16 protein-coding genes are annotated in these 17430 nt (G+C 66.3%); 7 read left to right on the plus strand and 9 right to left on the minus strand.

Annotated elements, in window-relative coordinates:
- The first annotated feature begins 12 nt into the window (after window positions 1-12).
- Window positions 13-909, plus strand: coding sequence for a carbohydrate kinase family protein (locus PYV55_RS07395; protein WP_275850044.1), 897 nt, complete (start codon window positions 13-15; stop codon window positions 907-909).
- Window positions 910-925: 16 nt separating this feature from the next.
- Here the strand turns inward: PYV55_RS07395 and PYV55_RS07400 are convergent, their stop codons facing one another.
- The 8 genes from PYV55_RS07400 to PYV55_RS07435 all read right to left on the minus strand — a co-directional run bounded on the left by PYV55_RS07400 (window position 926) and on the right by PYV55_RS07435 (window position 10829).
- A complete protein-coding gene (locus PYV55_RS07400) occupies window positions 926-1300 on the minus strand; it encodes a histone (protein ID WP_275850045.1) in 375 nt (124 codons plus the stop codon).
- A 188-nt stretch (window positions 1301-1488) separates the two neighbouring features.
- A complete protein-coding gene (locus tag PYV55_RS07405) occupies window positions 1489-2682 on the minus strand; it encodes a ribonucleotide-diphosphate reductase subunit beta (protein WP_275850046.1) in 1194 nt (397 codons plus the stop codon).
- Between the two features lie 116 nt (window positions 2683-2798).
- Window positions 2799-5735 carry a ribonucleoside-diphosphate reductase subunit alpha gene (locus PYV55_RS07410; RefSeq protein ID WP_275850047.1) on the minus strand — a complete coding sequence of 979 codons (2937 nt, stop codon included), beginning with the start codon at window positions 5733-5735 and terminating at the stop codon, window positions 2799-2801.
- Window positions 5736-5948: 213 nt separating this feature from the next.
- Complete coding sequence (gene ampD / locus PYV55_RS07415) at window positions 5949-6554, minus strand: 1,6-anhydro-N-acetylmuramyl-L-alanine amidase AmpD (protein ID WP_275850048.1); 606 nt, start codon at window positions 6552-6554, stop codon at window positions 5949-5951.
- A complete protein-coding gene (locus tag PYV55_RS07420; RefSeq protein ID WP_275850049.1) occupies window positions 6541-8061 on the minus strand; it encodes a sigma-54-dependent transcriptional regulator in 1521 nt (506 codons plus the stop codon). The genes ampD and PYV55_RS07420 overlap by 14 nt, the downstream gene beginning before the upstream one ends.
- Window positions 8062-8071: 10 nt before the next feature.
- A complete protein-coding gene (locus tag PYV55_RS07425) occupies window positions 8072-9799 on the minus strand; it encodes a sensor histidine kinase (RefSeq protein WP_275850050.1) in 1728 nt (575 codons plus the stop codon).
- Window positions 9800-9801: 2 nt separating this feature from the next.
- Window positions 9802-10035: a PP0621 family protein gene (locus PYV55_RS07430; protein WP_275850051.1), complete on the minus strand. Its 234-nt coding sequence runs from the start codon at window positions 10033-10035 to the stop codon at window positions 9802-9804.
- Window positions 10032-10829 (minus strand): cytochrome C assembly family protein, encoded by a 798-nt coding sequence (locus PYV55_RS07435; protein ID WP_275850052.1) that lies wholly within the window; start codon window positions 10827-10829, stop codon window positions 10032-10034. Before PYV55_RS07435 ends, PYV55_RS07430 begins: the two co-directional genes overlap by 4 nt.
- A gap of 138 nt (window positions 10830-10967) precedes the next feature.
- Between PYV55_RS07435 and ffh the strand changes: the two genes are divergently transcribed.
- Complete coding sequence (ffh, locus tag PYV55_RS07440; RefSeq protein WP_275850053.1) at window positions 10968-12344, plus strand: signal recognition particle protein; 1377 nt, start codon at window positions 10968-10970, stop codon at window positions 12342-12344.
- Between the two features lie 82 nt (window positions 12345-12426).
- Here ffh and PYV55_RS07445 read toward each other — a convergent pair whose 3' ends face one another.
- A complete protein-coding gene (locus PYV55_RS07445) occupies window positions 12427-13047 on the minus strand; it encodes a LysE family translocator (RefSeq protein ID WP_275850054.1) in 621 nt (206 codons plus the stop codon).
- A 186-nt stretch (window positions 13048-13233) separates the two neighbouring features.
- Between PYV55_RS07445 and PYV55_RS07450 the strand changes: the two genes are divergently transcribed.
- The 5 genes from PYV55_RS07450 (at window position 13234) to PYV55_RS07470 (ending at window position 17422) form a co-directional block, all read left to right on the plus strand.
- Entirely contained in the window at window positions 13234-14172 is a 939-nt protein-coding gene (locus tag PYV55_RS07450; RefSeq protein ID WP_275850055.1) for a branched-chain amino acid transaminase, read from the plus strand.
- 2 nt (window positions 14173-14174) lie between these two features.
- The gene (locus PYV55_RS07455) at window positions 14175-14381 is read left to right on the plus strand and encodes a zinc-finger domain-containing protein (protein WP_275850056.1); all 207 of its coding nucleotides are present in this window, start codon (window positions 14175-14177) and stop codon (window positions 14379-14381) included.
- Window positions 14378-14587, plus strand: coding sequence for a hypothetical protein (locus PYV55_RS07460; RefSeq protein WP_275850057.1), 210 nt, complete (start codon window positions 14378-14380; stop codon window positions 14585-14587). The genes PYV55_RS07455 and PYV55_RS07460 overlap by 4 nt, the downstream gene beginning before the upstream one ends.
- Before the next feature lie 361 nt (window positions 14588-14948).
- Complete coding sequence (locus PYV55_RS07465; protein ID WP_275850058.1) at window positions 14949-16286, plus strand: O-antigen ligase family protein; 1338 nt, start codon at window positions 14949-14951, stop codon at window positions 16284-16286.
- On the plus strand, window positions 16283-17422 hold the full coding sequence (locus PYV55_RS07470) for a glycosyltransferase (RefSeq protein ID WP_275850059.1): 1140 nt from the start codon (window positions 16283-16285) through the stop codon (window positions 17420-17422). Before PYV55_RS07465 ends, PYV55_RS07470 begins: the two co-directional genes overlap by 4 nt.
- The last annotated feature ends 8 nt before the right edge of the window (window positions 17423-17430 follow it).

The raw sequence follows: 17430 nt of genomic DNA on the forward strand, positions 1-17430 counted from the left end.
CTCACACCCTCTATGGCAGCCCTGATTTGCGGTTCTCTCGCGTTCGACACCATCATGACCTTTGAAGGGCGCTTTGCCGAGCAGATATTGCCCGACCAGTTGCACATCCTCAACGTGTCCTTTCTCGTGCCCACCCTGCGGCGCGACTTCGGCGGCTGCGCGGGCAACATCGCCTACAGCCTGCGCCTGCTGGGCGGCACGCCCTGGCCCATGGCCATGCTGGGCAGCGACGGCGGTGGGTATTTGCAGCGTTTGCAGGCGCTGGGCATTCCCACAGCCCATGTCGGCATGGCCCAGGACACCTACACCGCGCAGGCCATGATCATGACCGACCGCGACAACAACCAGATCACCGCGTTCCACCCCGGTGCGATGCTGCAGGCGCACACCCTGCGCATCGCGCCGCACCCGGACATCGCGCTGGCCATCATCGCGCCCGACGGCCGCGAGGCCATGCTCGAGCATGCCGAGCAGCTCGCCGCGGCGGACGTTCCGTTCGTGTTCGATCCGGGGCAGGGGCTGCCGATGTTCGACGGGCCTGAACTCGCGCGCTTTGTCGAGCAGGCGAGCTGGGTCGCGGTGAACGACTACGAGGGCAAGATGCTGTGCGAGCGCACGGGCTGGTCACTGGCCGAGATTTCGCGCAAAGTACGCGGCCTGATCGTGACGCTGGGCGCGCAAGGCTGCGAGGTCTGGGTGGATGGGGCCAAGGCGCATGTGCCCGCCGTCACGCCCGCGCAGGTCGTCGATCCCACGGGCTGCGGAGACGCCTGGCGCGGTGCGCTGCTGTATGGGCTCGAACGCGGCTGGCCGCTCGAACGCTGCGCAGCGCTGGGCAACCGGATCGGCGCCTTCAAGATTGCCCACCGCGGGCCGCAGAACTACACGCTGGACTTCACGCCAGGCTGACCCAAGCCCGGCGCCGTCAAGGCTTGGTGCCTGTTGGGAAAGGCCAGGCTGCCTGGGGATTCAGTGTGGTCTGGGCGGGGGCAGAGGCCTTGGCGGCCTTCTTCGCAGGAGTAGAAGCCTTCTCCGCAGGTGCGGCGGCCTTCTTCGCAGGTGCGGCGGCCTTCTTCGCAGGTGCGGCGGCCTTCTTCGCAGGTGCGGCGGCCTTCTTCGCAGGTGCGGCGGCCTTCTTCGCAGGTGCGGCGGCCTTCTTCGCAGGTGCGGCGGCCTTCTTCGCAGGTGCGGCGGCCTTCTTCGCAGGTGCGGCGGCCTTCTTCGCCGGAGCAGCGGCCTTCTTCGGGGGTGCTTCGGTCTTCATGGCCTGGGATGCGGCCGGTTTTTTTGCAGTTGCCATCACGTTCTCCTTGGATCGATGTGTTGAGCGCGCTGCATCCACACGGTGGGTGGGCAGCAGTTCTCTGAACAGGTTCTTAGGGGTGGACACCTATCCCTCCCGCATGAACACGAAAAACGCCCCACCAGGGAAAGCAGCGGATTGGCGGCAGGCGCGATAGTCATGGCTCTGTGAGCACCCCGGCAGGATCAATCCCAGGAGAGTGCGCCTCCAGACTGGTATTCGATGACCCGCGTTTCGAAGAAATTGCGCTCCTTCTTGAGGTCGATCATCTCGCTCATCCAGGGGAAGGGGTTTTCTTCGTGGGGGAAAAGGGCCTCGAGGCCGATCTGCGTGGCGCGGCGGTTGGCGATGTAGCGCAGATAGCCCTTGAACATGGAGGCGTTCAAGCCCAGCACGCCACGCGGCATGGTGTCTTCGGCGTAGCGGTATTCGAGTTCGACCGCTGTGAGAAAGAGCTCCTTGACCTCGGCTTTGAACGCTGGCGTCCAGAGCTGCGGGTTCTCGAGCTTGAGCTGGTTGATCAGGTCGATGCCGAAGTTGCAGTGCATGGACTCGTCGCGCAGGATGTATTGGTACTGCTCGGCTGCGCCGGTCATCTTGTTTTGCCGGCCCAGCGCCAGGATCTGCGTGAAGCCGACGTAAAAGAACAGCCCTTCCATCAGGCAGGCGAAGACGATCAGGCTCTTGAGCAGGGTCTGGTCGGCCTCGGGCGTGCCGGTATGAAAGTGCGGGTCCATGATCGCGTCGATGAACGGAATCAGGAATTCGTCCTTGGCGCGGATCGCGGGAACTTCATGGTAGGCGTTGAAGATTTCGCCCTCGTCGAGCCCCAGCGACTCGACGATGTACTGGTAGGCGTGCGTGTGGATCGCTTCTTCGAAGGCCTGGCGCAGCAGGAATTGGCGGCATTCGGGCGCCGTGATGTGGCGGTAAGTGCCGAGCACGATGTTGTTGGCGGCCAGGCTGTCGGCGGTGACGAAGAAGCCCAGGTTGCGCTTGACGATGCGGCGCTCTTCCTCTGTCAGCCCGTTCGGGTCTTTCCAGAGCGCGATGTCGCGCGTCATGTTGACCTCTTGCGGCATCCAGTGGTTGGCGCAGGTCGCGAGGTATTTTTCCCAGGCCCATTTGTATTTGAAGGGCACGAGCTGGTTGACGTCGGTCTGGCCGTTGATGATGCGCTTGTCGGCGGCGTTGACGCGGCGCTCGGACATTTTCTGCGCCGGCGCCTGGGGCTTGGGTGCGGCGAATGCGGGCGCTGCATTTTCGGCGGCGCGGGGTGCAAGAAACGGCTGTGTGCCGAGCATGGCGCCGCCGGGAGGCAGTGCCATGCCCGGTGCGACAGATGCGGCGGGGGTGATTTCTTCGTCCCAATTCAGCATGGTTTTTTCCGTGCGAGGATTATGAAAGCAGTGCTGCAAAATGAAAAGCACTCCAGCGCGCTCTGGCAAGGTTTTTTTGCATGCGTCGGCGTTTTGGGCGCGTGCCGAGCAAGGGCTTACTGGCAGGCTTCGCAGGTCGGATCGTCGATGGCGCAGAACTTGACGTCGGTGGCGGGCAGTGCTGCTGCGGCATCGAGCACGCTGGCTGTGCCGGACGCGGCAGCGAAAGCCGCCGGCGCACCGCCTTGCCCTGTGCCCACGGCATTGAGCTGCTGGCGGTTCACGGTACTCATCTCGACGTGCGTGGCGCTTTGCGTGCGCAGGTAGTACGTCGTCTTGAGGCCGCGCAGCCAGGCGAGCTTGTAGGTCTCGTCGAGCTTCTTGCCCGAAGCGCCGGCCATGTAGATGTTGAGGCTTTGCGCCTGGTCGATCCACTTCTGGCGGCGCGCGGCGGCTTCGACGAGCCAGCGCGGCTCGATCTCGAAGGCAGTGGAATACAGCGCCTTCAGATCGGGCGGCACGCGGTCTATAGGGTGCAGTGAGCCCTTGAAGTGCTTGAGGTCCAGCACCATCACGTCGTCCCACAGGCCCAGGCGCTTGAGGTCGTGCACGAGGTAGCCGTTGATGACGGTGAATTCGCCCGAGAGGTTGCTCTTGACCGACAGGTTGCCGAACGACGGCTCGATCGAGGCATCGACGCCAATGATGTTGCTGATGGTGGCTGTGGGGGCGATGGCCACGCAGTTGGAATTGCGCATGCCGTCCTGCGCGATCTTGCGGCGCAGGGCGTCCCAGTCCAGGCGCGCGCTGCGATCGACTTCGAGATGCCCGCCGCGCGCTTGCGCCAGCATGTCCAGCGTGTCGAAAGGCAGGATGCCGCGCTCCCAGAGCGAGCCCTGGTAGCTCGAATACCTGCCGCGCTCGCGCGCGAGATCGCTCGAAGCCCAGTAAGCGTAATAGCACAGCGCTTCCATGGAGGCATCGGCGAATTCCACCGCCTCTTGCGAGGCGTAGGGGATGCGCAGCTCGTACAGCGCGTCCTGAAAGCCCATCACGCCCAGCCCCACGGGGCGGTGGCGCAGGTTGGAGTCGCGCGCTTTGCGCACGGCGTAGTAGTTGATGTCGATCACGTTGTCGAGCATGCGCATGGCCACGGACACGGTTTTGCGCAGCTTGTCGTGGTCCAGCACCTTGGTGGGCTGGCCGCTCGCGTCCGCCGGGCCGTCCTTGAGGTGCTGCAGCAGGTTGACCGAGCCGAGGTTGCACACCGCGGTTTCGCTGTCGCTGGTGTTGAGCGTGATTTCGGTGCACAGGTTGGACGAATGCACCACGCCCACATGCTGCTGGGGCGAGCGCACGTTGCAGGCATCCTTGAAGGTGATCCAGGGGTGGCCCGTCTCGAACAGCATGCTGAGCATCTTGCGCCACAGATCGACCGCCTGCACGGTCTTGCTGGGTTTGATCTCACCGCGCGCAGCCTTCTCTTCGTAGGCCACGTAGGCGGCCTCGAAGTCAGCGCCGAATTTGTCGTGCAGGTCAGGCACGTCGGACGGCGAGAACAGCGTCCATGGCCCCTTTTCCAGCACGCGCTTCATGAACAGGTCGGGAATCCAGTTGGCCGTGTTCATGTCGTGCGTGCGGCGGCGGTCGTCGCCGGTGTTCTTGCGCAGCTCCAGAAACTCCTCGATGTCCAGGTGCCAGGTTTCGAGGTAGCAGCAGACGGCGCCCTTGCGCTTGCCGCCCTGGTTCACGGCCACGGCCGTGTCGTTGACCACCTTGAGGAAAGGCACCACGCCTTGCGACTCGCCGTTCGTGCCCTTGATGTGACTGCCGAGCGCGCGCACGCGCGTCCAGTCGTTGCCCAGGCCGCCGGCAAATTTGGACAGCAGGGCGTTTTCCTTGATCGCTTCGTAGATGCCGTCGAGGTCATCGGGCACCGTGGTCAGGTAGCAGCTCGAGAGCTGCGAGCGCAGCGTGCCGCTGTTGAACAGCGTGGGCGTGCTGCTCATGAAGTCGAAGCTGGACAGCACCTCGTAGAACTCGATCGCGCGCGCTTCGCGCTCCACCTCGTTGAGCGCCAGCCCCATGGCCACGCGCATGAAAAAGGCCTGCGGCAGCTCGATACGCGTCTTGCGCACGTGCAGAAAGTAGCGGTCGTACAGGGTTTGCAAGCCCAGGTAGTCGAACTTCAGGTCGCGCTCGGGGCGCAGCGCGGCCGCAAGGCGCGGCAGGTCGAATTGCAGCAGGCGCTCGTCGAGCAGCTCGTTGTCCACGCCTTTGCGGATGAACTGCGGGAAGTCATCGACGTAGCTTTGCGCCATTTCGCCGGGTGCGACATCGCGCCCCAGGACCTCGCGCACGATGGTGTGCAGCAGCAGGCGCGCGGTGGCGTAGGTGTAGCCAGGGTCTTTTTCGATCAGCGTGCGCGCTGCAAGGATGGCGGCTTTGTAGACCTCGTCCATGGGCACACCGTCGTACAGGTTGCGCATGGTTTCGGCGACGATGGGCTGCGCCTGCACGTCCGCGCCCAGGCCCTGGCACGCCGTGGCGATGAGCGACTCGAGCCGCTGCAGGTCTAGCGCCACGCGCGCGCCGCCGTCGAGCACGTGCAACTGCGGCGCCGCAGGTGCCTGCTGCGCGGCCTGCTGGGCGCGCTCCTGCGCACGGCGCTCGCGGTAGAGCACGTAGGCGCGCGCCACCTCGTGATGGCCGCCGCGCATCAGGCCGAGTTCGACCTGGTCCTGCACGTCTTCGATGTGGAAGGTGCCGCCGCCGGGGCGCGAGCGCAGCAGGGCGCGCGTGACGGCCTGCGTCAGGCCATCGACCACTTCGCGCACGCTGGCCGAGGCCGCGCCCTGCGTGCCGTGCACCGCGAGAAAGGCTTTCATCATCGCGATGGCGATTTTTTGCGGCTCGAACGGCACGACCGCGCCGTTGCGGCGGATGATCTGGTAGTGCGCAAAGGCGCTGGCGCCTGCAGGCGTCGCAGCGGCGGCTTGCCCTTGCGGAGCAGGAAAGCCAAGGGGCTCGGGAGATGGCATGGCAGCTTGCATCGGAAGTCCTCTCGTCCTTTGGGGAACGGTCGTGAAAGCGGGGGGCATGGCGCAAACCCAGGGGCGCGCAGGGCGCTGTGGCGAGTGCTTTGATTGGAGACTATAGCACTAGATTTAGTGCTTCATTGTCATAAAAAACACTACAGGTAGCGTTTATAAGCCGCATTGCTTTTGGCGTGCGTCGAACGCGGTACGCCGACAGGCTGCTACGCCTCAGCGCTGGAGGGCCGCCTGCACAGCGCGGGGGAAACACTCCGCAGGCCAGGCGAGCGCTGCCTGCAGCCGCCCCCAGTCGAAGCCGGCACCGGGGTCGTGCTTGCGCCCGGGCGCGACATGCTCGTGACCGGCCACGTCGGTGATGGGATAACGCCCGGCGAGGTCGCGGCACAGCCCGGCCAGGACCTCGTACTGCGCCGGCTCGAACGGCCCACCTTCGAGCCCTTCGAGCTCTATGCCCACCGAGTAGTCGTTGCAGTTGCTCCTGCCTTGATAGCTAGAGGCGCCCGCGTGCCAGGCGCGCTGGTCACAATCGACGAACTGCCACAGGCGCCCTGTGCGCGCTATGAAAAAATGCGCCGACACTTCGAGGCCGCGGATGCTCTGGAAGTAGGGGTGTGCGTCCCAGTCAAGCGTGCCGGTGAAGAGCTGCTGCACGGCCTGCGTGCCGTATTCGCCCGGTGGCAGGCTGATCGAGTGCAGCACGATCAGCCTGACCTCGGCTCCGGCTGGCCGAGGGCCGAAATGCGGCGACGCGAGCCAGAGGGCGCCCACATGCCGGCCGCCGTCCCGCCACGGCGTGGCCGTCTCAGCCTTGCTCATCCCGTGCGTCCTGGGGCATGTCGGACTCGCCAGGCAGCGCGATCTGCAGACGGTCGATGCGGTAGCGCATCTGGCGCAGACTGATACCCAGGCGCGCGGCGGCTGCGGTGCGGTTGAAGCCGCATGCGTGCAGGGCGCGTACCAGGATGTCGCGCTCCTGCCGGTCGAGCCAGGCCTGCAGGTCTTTGGGCAGCTCTTGCAGCGCGGCGCTCGGCGATGCCACTTCTGTCGCCTCTCCTGCCCCTGCCGCCTCCCCAGCCGCTTGTGCCGCGCCGCCGGGCGCTGTTGTGGCAGGTGTAGCAAGGGATGAACCGAGCGCCGCCTCGAGTTCGAGTTCGGCGCCGTCGCTGAGCGCGAGCGCGCGGTGCAGCAGGTTTTCGAGCTCGCGCACGTTGCCCGTGAGCGGGTGCTGCGCCAGTGCGGCGAGCGCCTTTTCGGTCAGGCGCGGGGCGGGCACGCCGCTCTCCTGCGCGATGCGCCCGAGCAGTGCCGCGCACAGCGCGGGCAGGTCTTCGCGCCGCGCGCGCAAGGGCGGCACCAGGACTTCGATCACGTTCAGGCGGTAATACAAGTCCTGCCGGAAGCGCCCGGCATGCACGTCGGCCGCGAGGTCGCGGTGCGTGGCGCTCACGATGCGCACGTCCACACTCTCTTCCTGCGTAGCGCCGAGCGGGCGCACACTGCGCTCCTGGATGGCGCGCAGCAGCTTGGACTGCATGGCCAGCGGCAGGTCGCCGATTTCGTCGAGGAACAGCGTGCCGCCGCGCGCGGCCTGGAAGTAGCCCTCACGGTCTGCCGTGGCGCCGGTGTAGGAGCCCTTGCGCGCGCCGAAAAACTCCGCTTCGAGCAGGTGCTCAGGGATCGCGCCGCAATTGACGGCAATGATGGGGCCGTCGGCGCGCTGGCTGCACGCGTGCAGCGCCTGCGCCACCAGTTCCTTGCCGGTGCCCGATTCGCCGAGGATCAGCACCGGCGCCATGCTTTTGGCGACTTTGGCGATGCGTTGCTTGACCTGGGTCATCGCGGGCGAATCGCCGACGAGCCGCGCCAGGGCGGCCGTGGCGTTGGCGTCTGCCGTCCCCTTGTCGGCGTGCAGTTCGGATGTGCTGCGCGCGGCGCGTGGGGCGGGCACGCCGCCCATGCCTTGCACTGCCGAGGCCACGACAGCACGGAATTGCTTGAGATCGACGGGTTTGGTGAGGTAGTCGAACGCGCCCGCGCGCAGGGCTTCGACGGCGTTTTCGGCCGATCCGTAAGCGGTCATGACCACGCAGCGCTCGCGCCTTTGCTGCGCGCGCACTTCCTGCAGCAGCTCCATGCCAAAGCCGTCGGGCAGGCGCATGTCGGTGATGACGGCGTCAAATCGCTGGCTTTGCAGCTGCGTGCGCGCTTCCTGCAGGGTGGCGGCGGTTTGCACGCGGTAGCCTTCGCGCAGCAAGGTCAGCTCGTACAGGGTGCGCAGGTCGGGTTCGTCATCGACGACGAGGATGGAGGCGGGGCTGGTCATACGGAATGGGTCAAACCACGAGGGTGTCGAACAGCGAGGCCGGGGCCGCGGGCAGGGCCGTGGGGCGGAAAAGCACCGTGAAGGCGTTGCCTTCGACATCGCCGCGGCGGGTGGGCCGGGACAGGCGCTGGTAGCCGATGCTCGCGCCGTGGCGCTGGCACAGCTCGCGGCAAATATAAAGGCCCAGGCCGCTGGAGCGGCTTTGCGACGAGAAAAAAGGCTCGAACAAGTGGCGCTCGACCGATTGGTCGAGCGGCGCGCCGTCGCTCCAAACCTGCAGGCTGGCCTGGCCGCCGGGTGTGGTGCGCGTGCTTACTTGTAGCCCGTCAGGCTCCGGACTTTTGTGGCGCAGCGCGTTGTCGAGCAGGTTGTAGAGCACGCGGCGCAGGTGCTCGGTGTCGAACGCGACCTGTGCGTTTTCCGCATGCAGGGCCACGTTCAGTTGGCGCAGCGCCGGCTCCTGTGCCTGCCACTCGCCGCAGATGCGCGCCACGCTGTCGTCGAGTGCGAGCGTAGCGTCGGGCGCGAGTTGCGCCTGCTGCTGCACCCGCGCGATGTCGAGCACGTCGTCGACGATGCGCGCGAGGCGTTCGGCGTTCTCGCGCACCATCTGCGCAAGGCGCCGTTGCGCCGGATCGTGCAAGTCTTCTTCGAGCAGCGCGTTGGCCTGCGTGATGGCCGCGAGCGGGTTGCGGATTTCGTGCGCCACGGCTGCCGACATGCGCCCCATCGCGGCGAGCTTTTCGGTGCGCAGCCGCGCCTGCATGGCGCGCAGGTCGTGCAAAAACATCACACACAGGCGCTCGTCGGCGCGCGCCGTCAAAGCGGGCTGGGGGGGCGCGGCGGGGGCTGTGCGCGACGGGGTCAGCCAGGTGCGCACGTGCAGCGCCACGGGGCTTTCGTCGGCGTGCTGCACATAGACGTCGGCGGCCTGCGCGTGGCCTTGCACGAAGCTGCGCTGCGCCAGCGCCACCAGCGGCTGCCATGCGGCGCTGCGGGTACCGGCGCGCAAGGAAAAGTGCGCGGCGGGCAGGTGCCTGCCCCCGAGCAACAACAAGGCGGCCGGGTTGGCCATGTGCACGTGGGCATGTTCATCGAGCACCAGCACGCCGTCGTCGAGGTTCTGGATGACGAGTGCGCTCACCTCGGACTGCAGCTGCGCCGTCATCAGGCTTTGCTGGGCATGTTGCTGCTCGCGCACCAGGCGCGCGGCCAGCTCGTGCGCGAGGTAGGCGACGATGACATAGCCCATGCCGGCGAGCGCGCCTTGCAGGTAGTTTTGCGCCGCGTCCCCGATGCCGTGGGCATTGAGCCACCAGGCCCAGGCGAGCAGCAGCAGGCTGACGACGGCCGTGGTTCCCAGGGCCATCAGCAGCGTGCCATGCACGGCGGCGAGCAAAATGGGCAGGCCGAACAAGGGCGTGTAGTTCATGCCGCCCGCCTGCAGCCATTGCAGGGCACACACGACGCCCAGGTCCATTCCTATGGTTCCAAGCCATTGCGGGCCCAGGACAGGCGATGGCGGCACATGGTGCTTCCAAAGTCGTAGCGCCAAGGCGGCACAGAGGTAGGCCAGGCAGATGGCCAGCGCGGCAGGCTCCGGGGTGTGGTTCAGCGCCAGTCCCAGGCCCTGCAGTACCAGCAAGGCCAGTGCCACCATGGCCCGGCCCGTGAGAAAACCGCGCCACAGCCGCACGAAAGGCGTGTCGTCGTTGGGCAAACGGGCGCGCCGGGACATGGTCAGCGCGGCGGCACAGGCGCAGGGCGCGGCAGGTGCGCCACGGAGCAATAAAACTTCCCGTCCTGCACCAGGGCTTCGGAGCGCGGCAGGTGCACGCCGCAGTGGGCGCAGGCCACCATGTTTTCAGGGGTCGCGCGCCGCGGTGCGGGCTTGGAGCGCACGCTGGGCGCCTGTTGACTGCGCCACCAGGCCGCACCCACGGCCACGACGATGAGCACGAGCAGGTACTTCATACGCTGCGGTGCAATACGACTTCGAGCACGAAGCGCGAGCCCACGTAGGCCAGCAGCAGCAGCGCGGCACCGGCATACAGCACGCGCACGGCGCTGCGCCCGCGCCAGCCAAAGCGCGCGCGCCCGAGCAGCAGCACGGCAAAGGTGAGCCAGGACAGCAGCGAGAACACCGTCTTGTGCTCCCAGCGCCAGGCGCGCCCGTAAAGTTGCTCGCCAAACAGCATGCCCGCGAGCAGCGTCGCCGTGAGCAACACGAAGCCCGCCGCGACGAAGCGAAACGTCAGGCGTTCGAGCGTGAGCAGCGGCATGCCGCTGTCCGGGTCTTGGCCCTGGCGGATGCGGCGCTCGGCGCGCGTCATGAGCCAGGCATGCACCACCGCGGCCGCAAACAGGCCATAGCAGGCGATACCCAGCGCCAGGTGCAGCGGCAGCCAGGCGGAGGCCGTGGCGTGCAGCGGTTGGCCCGGAAACAGCTGTGCGAGCAGCAAGGCCAGCGCCGCCAGCAGCGCCAGTGCCCAGCGCGCGCGCAGCTGCGGGAACAGCTGGCGTTCAATGGCGTACACCGTGAGCGCAAGCCAGGCCGTCATCGACAGCGCCGGCGCAAAGCCAAAGCGCAGCGCCTCGCCCCACAGCCCCCAGCCGAGCGCCGCGGCGTGCAGCACCCAGGCCAGGCCCAGGGCGCGCCGCGCGCCCTCCTCCTGCAGGCGCGCCGCGGCAAGCGCCGGAGCGGCGTAGGCCAGCGCTGCCGCGAGTGTCAGCAGCCAGCCGATCGGAGAGGCACTCGGTAAAATCATGGCCCGCAGTTTATCCCGCGGCGATCGTCGAAACCTCCCGCGCGCAGGTGTCTGCCGCCTTTGCTTTGCTGTCGGCCCGGCCCTGCACCAGACGTGCCGCGTTGCGCCCCCCCACCCACCCCCTAGCTCTTTGCTCCTATGGCCTCCGCTCTGACCGACAAACTCTCGCGCCTCGTCAAAGAAATGCGCGGCCAGGCCCGCATCACCGAATCCAACGTGCAGGACATGCTGCGTGAAGTGCGCATGGCCTTGCTCGAAGCCGACGTGGCGCTGCCCGTGGTGCGCGACTTCATTGCGCGCGTCAAGGACAAGGCGCTGGGGCAGGAGGTGCTGGGCAGCCTCAAGCCCGGCCAGGCGCTGGTGGGCATCGTGCACCGCGAACTCGCCGCCACCATGGGCGAGGGCGTGTCGGACCTGAACCTGGCCACGCAGCCGCCTGCCGTGATCCTCATGGCCGGCTTGCAGGGCGCGGGCAAGACCACGACCACGGCCAAACTCGCCAAGCACCTGATCGAAAAGCGCAAGAAAAAGGTGCTCACCGTCTCGGGCGACGTGTACCGGCCCGCGGCCATAGAACAGCTCAAGACCGTGACGCGCCAGGCCGGGGCCGAGTGGTTTCCGAGCTCGCCCGAGCAAAAGCCGCTCGAGATCGCGCGCGCCGCGCTCGACTACGCCAAAAAGCACTATTTCGACGTGCTGCTGGTCGACACCGCCGGGCGCCTTGCGATCGACGAGGCGCTGATGCAGGAAATCAAGGAGCTGCACGCGGCGCTGCAGCCGGTCGAAACCCTGTTCGTCGTCGATGCCATGCAGGGCCAGGATGCCATCAACACCGCGCGCGCCTTCAAGGAGGCGCTGCCCCTCACGGGCATCGTGCTCACCAAATTGGACGGTGACGCGCGCGGCGGCGCGGCGCTGTCGGTGCGCCAGATCACGGGCGCGCCGATCAAGTTCGCCGGGGTGTCGGAAAAAATCGACGGCCTCGAAGTGTTCGACGCCGAGCGCCACGCAGGCCGCGTGCTGGGCATGGGCGACATCGTCGCGCTGGTCGAGCAGGTCACGGCCAACGTCGATCTGGACGCCGCGCAAAAACTCGCTGCCAAAGTCAAGAGCGGCAATGGCTTCGACCTCAACGACTTCCTTGCGCAAATTCAGCAGATGAAGCAGATGGGCGGGCTCTCCAGCCTCATGGACAAGCTGCCCACGCAACTCAGCGCGCAGGCGGGCAAGGTCGATATGGGCAAGGTCGAAAAAGACATCCGCCGCAAGGAAGGCATCATCCAGAGCATGACGCCGCTGGAGCGCCGCAAGCCCGACCTCATCAAGGCCTCGCGCAAAAAGCGCATCGCCCAGGGCGCGGGCGTGCAGGTGCAGGAGGTCAACCGCCTGCTCAAGGAGTTCGAGCAGATGCAGGAAATGATGAAAAAAATGAAGGGCGGCGGCCTGATGAAGATGATGAAGAGAATGGGCGGCATGAAAGGCCTGGGCGGCGGCATGCCCAAGATGCCTTTCTGACAACTTCTGAAATTTCAAGCCATTTTGGCTTTTTGCGCTCATCCAGAAAGCGCAGGCAGCTATAAATTTAGGATTTCCGCACTCAGCGCGTGAGCGGCAGGGCCAGCCCCATGGCCGCGAACAGGCCGCCGCAGACGCGATTGAAGCGTTTGCCGAAACGCTCGAGCGCCGGGCGGATCAGGTGCGCGAGGCGCGCAAGCAGAAACTCCACGCAGCACTCGGTGACCATGAAGGTGCCGGCCATCACCACAAACTGCAGCCACAGGCTGCGCGCCGGGTCGATGAACTGGGGTAGGAAGGCGCCGTAAAAAAGCAGCGCCTTGGGGTTGGACACGGCCGCGAACAGCCCCTGGCGAAACAGCTGCGACCAGCGTGGGGGGCGCACAAAGAGCGCCTCGTCCGCGGCCTGCAGCTGCAGCGGCGGCGCGCGCCACAGCTGAATCCCGAGCCACACCAGATACGCCCCGCCCGCCCACTTGAGCACTGTGAGCGCGTGCGCCGAAGCCTGCAGCAGCGCACCTATGCCCAGCATCGACAGGGCGATCAGCAGCATGAAGCCGAGCGCGCCGCCGGCGATCGTGAACAGCGCGCGCCGGTGCCCGTGCAGGGCGCCGTGCGTGAGCGCAAGCAAGCTGTTGGGGCCGGGCGTGAGCGACAAGCCCCCGGCGGCAAGCAGATAGATCAACCAGGTGTGCCAACTCATAAGAAGGAATGGAATGCGGTCGCGAAATGGCGCGGGCTGCGCAGCAAAAGCCCGAGTGTGCCGCAGGACAGGCGGCAGGGCGCGCGCCCGAATCGGCAGTGCATGAAGCCGGCGCCTTAAAATGAAATTTTGCCTAGCAGCCACGCCTGCTTTGTTTCTCTCTACTGACACAGCAAAGGAAGTTCCATGAGCCCCGTAGTTCCCTCGATGGCCGATCGTGACGGCAAGATCTGGATGGATGGCCAGATGGTCGATTGGCGCGACGCCAAAGTCCACGTACTGACGCACACGCTGCACTACGGTTGCGGTGCCTTCGAGGGGGTGCGGGCCTACAACACCGTCAACGGCACGGCGATTTTCCGCTTACAAGAGCATACCGAGCGCCTGTTCAACAGTTCCAAAATCCTGCGCATGAAGATTCCCTTCAGCCAGGAGCAGGTCAACGAGGCGCAGCGCGCCGTGGTGCGCGAAAACAAGCTTGACGCCTGCTATCTGCGCCCGCTGGTCTGGATAGGCGACAAAAAGCTCGGCGTTTCGCCCAAGGGCAACACCATCCACGTCATGGTTGCGGCATGGGCCTGGGGCGCCTACCTCGGTGAAGACGGCATCACCAAGGGCATCCGCGTCAAGACCAGCAGCTACACGCGCCACCACGTCAACATCACCATGACGCAGGCCAAGTCGGTGAGCAATTACACCAACTCCATCCTCGCGAACATGGAGGCCACGGACGACGGCTACGACGAGGCGCTGCTGCTCGACGCGGCGGGCTTCGTCTCCGAAGGCTCGGGCGAGAACGTGTTCATCGTGAAGGGCGGCGTGGTCTATACGCCCGACCTCTCGGCCGGCTCGCTCAATGGCGTCACGCGCAACACCGTGCTGCACATCTGCAAGGACCTCGGGATCGACGTGGTGCAAAAACGCATCACGCGTGACGAGGTGTATATCTCGGACGAAGCCTTCTTTTCGGGCACCGCGGCCGAGATCACGCCGATCCGCGAGCTCGACCGCATCGAAATCGGCAGCGGACAGCGCGGCCCCATCACCGAGAAGATCCAGAACGCGTTCTTCGACATCGTGAATGGCCGCAATCCCAAATACGCCCACTGGCTGACCAAGGTGTGAGCATGTCACAAGCCGTCGTCGAATTACTGGCCAAAGACCTGAGCGCCCAAGGCGAGGTGTATTGCCCCCACCCCAAGGCGGGCATGCAGCTGTGGAGCGGCCACCCGCGCGTGTACCTCGATGTGGCGCACACGGGGGAGGCCAGGTGCCCTTATTGCGGAACGGTGTACCGCCTCAAGGCGGGCGAAAAAGTCGCGCACGGGCATTGAGCCCGTCCCGGCTTCGCGTCGTTGCCTTTAACCTGGCAGCCTGTCGGACTTTGGGCGTCGATAGCGAGAATGGGCCCCAGCGAGGCCAGTTTTTGCCGGATTCGCCGCCCCATAGTGCTGCTATGGGGCAAGAAGACGGTGAAAAATGGGCCGCTGCGGCGCATTCGCAGCCGACGATTCCAAAGTCCGACAGGCTGCTAGTGTAGTGTTCGATGCTTGATGCGACAAATAAAACCGATGGATTTTTGGTCTGGGCAAGGCGCAAACCGCAGCGATACCGGGTGGTATCGCGAGGATTTGCAACGCGGCCCGGGCCGAAAAGACGCGGTTTTATGTCGCAGATAGCGTCGAACACTACACTAGATTGTTCATTAGGACGCGGGATGATGGCGAGACGGCTGGCGAGGCAGTTTGGTTGCTGCTGAGGAGTTCGTGGTGGTGCCTCGAACGACGAAGCGGCGGTCAAAATGACCGCCAGCCGTCCGCCAGCACCCGCGTAGGTGCGCAGCACCGCTTCATGGACAATCTGGGTTTAAGTTGCTCTTTACTCTACTGCCCTGACACTGGATGGCTTTTTCTCGATTTGCTTCGCCGGGGGCAGCGCAGCAACGCGCCCTGGATCTGGCGGCATTTTTGGCGCTTGCGCCTGCGCTGTGGCTGCCTTCGGGCTATTCCGTAGGCGCGCTCCTGCTGGTGGTGCTGGGTTTGTGGCGCTGGCCTGCGGTGCTGCGCGGCCGGCTCGCCCCGAATGAGCCCATGCGGGCCTGGGCACTGGCGGTTCTGGCCATGGGGCTGGTGTGGTCCATGTACCTCTTTGAGGGCGGCCGGCTCATCACCAATACCCTGGGGCTGGACCGCAGCAGCAAATACCTTTTGGTGCTGTTGGCGCTGCCGGCGGTATGGGCGCAGCGCCCGGCCGCATGGGCCTTGCGCTGGGGCTGCTGGGTGGGCGCGGCGGGTGCCGGCGTGCTCGCCGGCTGGCAGGTGCTGGTGCAGCACCTCGAGCGCGCCGAGGGCTACACCAACGCCATACAGTTCGGCAATCTGTCCCTGCTGCTCGCGCTGTGGAGCGGCATCTGGGCCATGCAGGCAAGTCGCCGGCACGAACGCCTGTTCGGCGGCCTCGCTGCCGTGCTGGGCATCGCGGCCAGCGTGCTCTCGGGCAGCCGGGGTGGGTGGGTGACGCTACCCGTGCTGTTGGTGGTGCTCGTATGGTTGATCCGCCCGCCAGCGGGTGGCATCAAGGGCCACCGGGGGCTGCGCGCACTGGGGGCGGCCTTGCTCGCCTGCCTTCTGCTGGCGGTACTGCCCCCCGTGCAGCAGCGTGCGCACGAGGCCGCGCAGGAGTTGCTGCAGCGACCCGCGCCCGAAAAATCCAACACCGCAACCGGCTCCCGCCTCGCTTTCTGGATGCACGCATGGCGCTTGGGCGTGGCGCATCCCTGGCTGGGCGCAGGCCAGCGGGGCTATGAACAAAGCCAGCTTGCGGCCGTCGCGCGCCAGGAGATGCCCTCGATGTCCGTGCACTTCAACCATGCGCACAACGAATGGCTGGACATGTTCGCCAAGCGCGGCCTGCTGGGAGTCTGCGGTCTGGTGATGTTCTACGCCGTGCCCGGCTTTCTGTGTGGGCGCCGGTTGCGCCGAGGCGGGCGCGAACCTCTGGAAAATGCCGCTGCTGCGAGCCATGGGTACGATGGGCAGGCCGTTGACGAAGAGCGCCATGCCGCCGCGCTGTGTGGCCTGGTCACGGTGCTTGGCTACCTGGGCTTTGGCATGACGCAGGTCATGTTTGCCCATAACAACGGCAACCTGATGTACCTGCTGCCCATGACCTTGTGGCTGGCCGTCTGCTGGCCGGCGGCCAGCGCGTGCGGAGCCTTTCGGACCCCCATTCCACGATGAAACACTCCTTGCCCACCGATTCCCCCGCAGCGTCCCGCCCCCTGCGTGTGCTGCACTTCGTCTCGGGCGGTTTTTCGGGGGCGACGCAGGTGGCCATAGACCTGTGCGGCGAGTACCCGGGCCAGGAGACGCTGCTCGTGCTGCGCCGGCGTGCGTCCATAGACCCGACCGAGCGCGTGGCGGCGCTGCGCGCCAAGGGGCTGCAGGTCGAAGTGGTGCCGCGCTGGGCGCATATCGTCACCATCCTGGCCTTGGCGCGCCTGTGCCGCCGGTGGAAACCGGACGTGCTCGTGGCGCATGGATTCAGCGAGCACCTGTGGGGCCGGTACGCGGGCTTGCTCGCCGGCGTGCCCCAGCTCATCCACGTGGAGCACAACGTGCGCGAGCGCTACCGCCTGGGGCGGCTGCGCCAGTCGCTGTGGCTGGCGCAGCGCACTGCGTGCATCGTGGGCGTGTCGCAGGCCGTGCGCGATGAACTGGTGCGCCTGGGCCACCCCGCAGAGCGCTGCGTCGCGATCCTCAACGGCATCGACCTGAACCGCTTTCCGCCCGGTCTGCCGTGGGCGCAGCGCGAGGACGCCATCGTCATGCCCGCGCGCTTTGCGCAGCAAAAAGACCACGCCACCTTGATCCGCGCCACCGCGCTGCTGGCACAGCAGGGTTTGCGTCCCACGGTGTACCTGGCCGGCGAGGGCAAGGCGAGCTGGCGCGGCAAGGCGCAGGCCCTCGCGCGCGAACTGGGGGTGGATGCGCAGGTGCGCTTTTTGGGCCATGTGGCCGACTTGCCTGCGCTGCTGGCGCGGGTCAAGCTGTGCGTGCTCTCCACGCATTACGAGGGCTTGGGGCTGGGTTTGATCGAAGGCATGGCATCGGGCTGCTGCGGCATCGGCTCGGACGTGGAGGGCGTGCGCGAAGTGCTCACGCACGGCGAAACGGGCTTTCTCGTGCCGCATGCCGACGCGCAGGCGCTGGCGCAGACGCTGCATGCGGCGCTGCGCGACCACGCAGGCACGGCGCGCATCGCCGCTGCCGGCCAGGCGCACGCGCGCGCCACCTTCGACCGCCAGCGCATGCGCCAGCAGTACCTGGACCTGTTCATGCGCGTGGGCAAGGGGCAGGCGGCGCCGACGCCTTGACCCTGCGC

It is taken from the genome of Extensimonas soli, assembly GCF_029211265.1.
GTDB classification, from domain to species: Bacteria; Pseudomonadota; Gammaproteobacteria; order Burkholderiales; family Burkholderiaceae_C; genus Extensimonas; species Extensimonas soli.